Origin of the sequence: Streptomyces fuscigenes, assembly GCF_021556455.1 — a bacterium.
GTDB lineage: Bacteria > Actinomycetota > Actinomycetes > Streptomycetales > Streptomycetaceae > Streptomyces > Streptomyces fuscigenes.
This window is the reverse complement of sequence record NZ_JAKGCV010000597.1, coordinates 1-2721: the sequence shown is the minus strand read 5'-3', so window position 1 is coordinate 2721 and position 2721 is coordinate 1. Positions and strand designations below refer to the sequence as shown.

Sequence of the window (2721 nt, the reverse complement as noted above, 5' to 3'; positions counted from 1 at the left end):
GCCGCCGGCGCCGGCCGGACCGGTGCCGGTCCCGTCCGTCCGGCCCGTGGACGCCGGGTGCCCGGGGCGCAGCGGCTCGGCGGCGCCCTCCCGGTCTCCGTACAGGGCCAGCAGCTCCTCCAGGCGCCGGCGGTAGGCCGGCGTGGCGTGCCAACGCTCCTGCCAGAGCGCGTGGTCGAGCGGTGTGTACGGGCCGGAGCCGGCCCCGGGCGGTTCCCGGCCGTCGAGCGGTGTGTACGGGTCCGGCCCGGCCGCCAGGGGTTCCGGCGCGCCCGCCGGGGCGGATCCGCCCGCGCCGGTCGACGCGGCGTAGGCGGCGGACATGTCCTCGAACAGCACACCGAGCGACCAGCCGTCGACCGCGATGTGGTGGAGCTGGAGCAGCAGGAGCCCGCCGTCGTCGAACGGCAGCCAGCACACGCGCAGCATCCGGGGCACCGCGAGATCGAAGCGCTCGGCGAAGAACCGGTCGGCGAACAGGAGGGCGCCCTCTTCGTCCGCGGGCTGCCCGGGGCCCGGCTCGCACCAGGGGTCGTAGGCGGGGCCCACGGCCTGCCGCAGCCCCTCGGGCGCCGCCTCGAACCCGGTGCGCAATGCGACGTGGCGCCGCACCAGGGCCGCGCAGGCGTGGCGCAGCGCCGCCGCGTCGACCCGGCCCGTCAGCCGGAACGCCTGCCCGACGAGGTAGGCGCCGGAGTCCGGGTCGCGGCGGTCGAGCAGCCACAACCGCTGCTGCTCGCAGGTCGCCGGGGCCGAGGCGGCGCCCGTGGGCGGTGCGGCGGCCGGGTGGCCGGAGGCGTCGCCGTCGGCAACCGCCCCCGGTCCGGGCCCGGTTCCGCTTCCTGCCCGGGCATCGCTCCCGGCCTCGGCCAGGCGCGCGTCGACGGCGTCCGCGATGGCGGCGAAGTCCGATCGCAGCACGAGGGCCGCGGGCAGGTCCACGCCCCAGCGCCGCCGCGCCTCGAAGCGCAGGCGCAGGGCGCCCAGGGAGTCGCCGCCGACCGAGGTCCAGCGGTCGCCGGGACGCGCGTCGCGCGCCCCGAGCACCCGTCCGGCGAGGTCCAGCACCTCGCGGCACCGCGCCGACACGGGGACCGACGGCCCCTCGGCGGCCCGCCAGGGCGCCGCGTCACCGCTGAGCAGTGCCCGCTCGTCGACCTTTCCGTTCGCGGTGAGCGGCAGCGCGCCGAGCCGGTAGACGTGGTGGGGGCGCATGTAGTGCGGCAGCCGGGCGGCGACGTGCGCCTCGAACTCCCCGTGGGTCAGCCCGTCCTCGGTGACCAGGTACGCCAGCAGTTCGCGGGGGCCGCCCCGTTCGGGCACCCTCGTGCACACGTGGACCTGCCGCAGGGCCGGGTGCCCGAGCAGTTGGCGCTCCACCTCGCCCGGCTCGATGCGGAACCCGCGCACCTTCACCTGCCGGTCGACCCGTCCCACGTACGAGACCAGGCCGTCGGACCCGGCGCGCACCAGGTCGCCGGTGCGGTAGTGGCGCACGGGGGCGCCGTCGGCCGCGGGCACCGCCACGAAGCGCCGCCGCGTCTCCTCGGGCAGGTTGCGGTAACCGGCGGCGAGCCCGGCCCCGGACAGCAGCAGTTCGGCGACCTCCCCGGGCGGGGCGGGCCGGGTGTCCCCGGGCACGGCCAGCAGCATCCCGGTGCCCGGCAGCGGACGGCCGACGGGCACGGGGCCGTCGCCCGCGTCGCGCGGGATCGGGTGGCACAGCGCGAACGTGCTGGACTCGGTCGGCCCGTAGACGTTGTGCAGGCGCGTGGACGAGGCAGCGTTGTGCCGGTACCAGCGCCGTACCGTACGGGGGTTGAGGCTCTCGCCGCCGATCAGCACTTGGCGCGCGCCGGCGAAGCAGTCGGCGACCGTGTCGACGACCGCGTTGAACAGCGCGGTGGTGACGAACAGGGTGTCCACCCGCTCCCGCAGCAGCGCGGCGGCCAGCCGGTGCGGGTCCCGCACCTCCTCGTCGCCCAGCACGACGCAGCAGCCGCCGGTCAGCAGCGGTGTCCACACCTCGAAACTCAGGGCGTCGAAGGCCGGGTTGGACAGGCAGGCGTAGCGGTCGCCGGGCCGCAGATCCAGGTAGCCGGGCTCGGCCAGGCGCAGGATGCCGGCGTCCCGCACCTCCACGCCCTTGGGCACCCCGGTGGTTCCCGACGTGTAGAAGAGGAACGACGCGCCGCCGGCCGCGGCCCCGCCGCCGGCCTCCGTGGTCCTTCGGGCATCCGTGCCGTCGGATTCCGGAGCCGTGCGGGCCTCCGCGTCACCGGCCCCCGGAGTCCTCCGGGCGTCCGTGCCGCCCCCGTCCGAGGCCGTGCCGAATGCCGTGTCCCGTACCGAGGGCGCCGGTTCCGGCGTCCCGGTGGTGTCCGTGCGGCGCGGCGGCTCCTCGTGCGCGGCGTGGTACAGCAGTTCGTCCACGGCCAAAGGCATGATGCCGGGCGGGAGATCGGGCAGGGGCACCCCGCCGTGCACGACGGCGACGGCGCCCGAGTCGGTCAGGACGTGCGCGCGCCGGTGCGCGGGGCTCAGGGTGTCGAGCGGGACGACGCACGCGCCGAGCCGGAGCACGCCGAGCATGGCGCACACCAGCCGCCAGGAACGGGGGAGTGCCAGCGCGACGGCCTGGCCGCGCCGTACGCCCCGGGCGCGCAGCCCGGCCGCCACCGCGGCCGCCGCCGCGTCGAGTCGCCGGTGGTCCAGACGGTG

Annotated in this window: 1 protein-coding gene; it reads right to left on the bottom strand. The window is 77.5% G+C overall.

The genetic code is table 11. From position 1 onward, the window contains the following. The coding region (locus L1885_RS26770) for an AMP-binding protein (RefSeq protein WP_443732431.1) at positions 1-2715 on the bottom strand (2715 nt) is incomplete at its 3' end. Between the last annotated feature and the right edge of the window lie 6 nt (positions 2716-2721).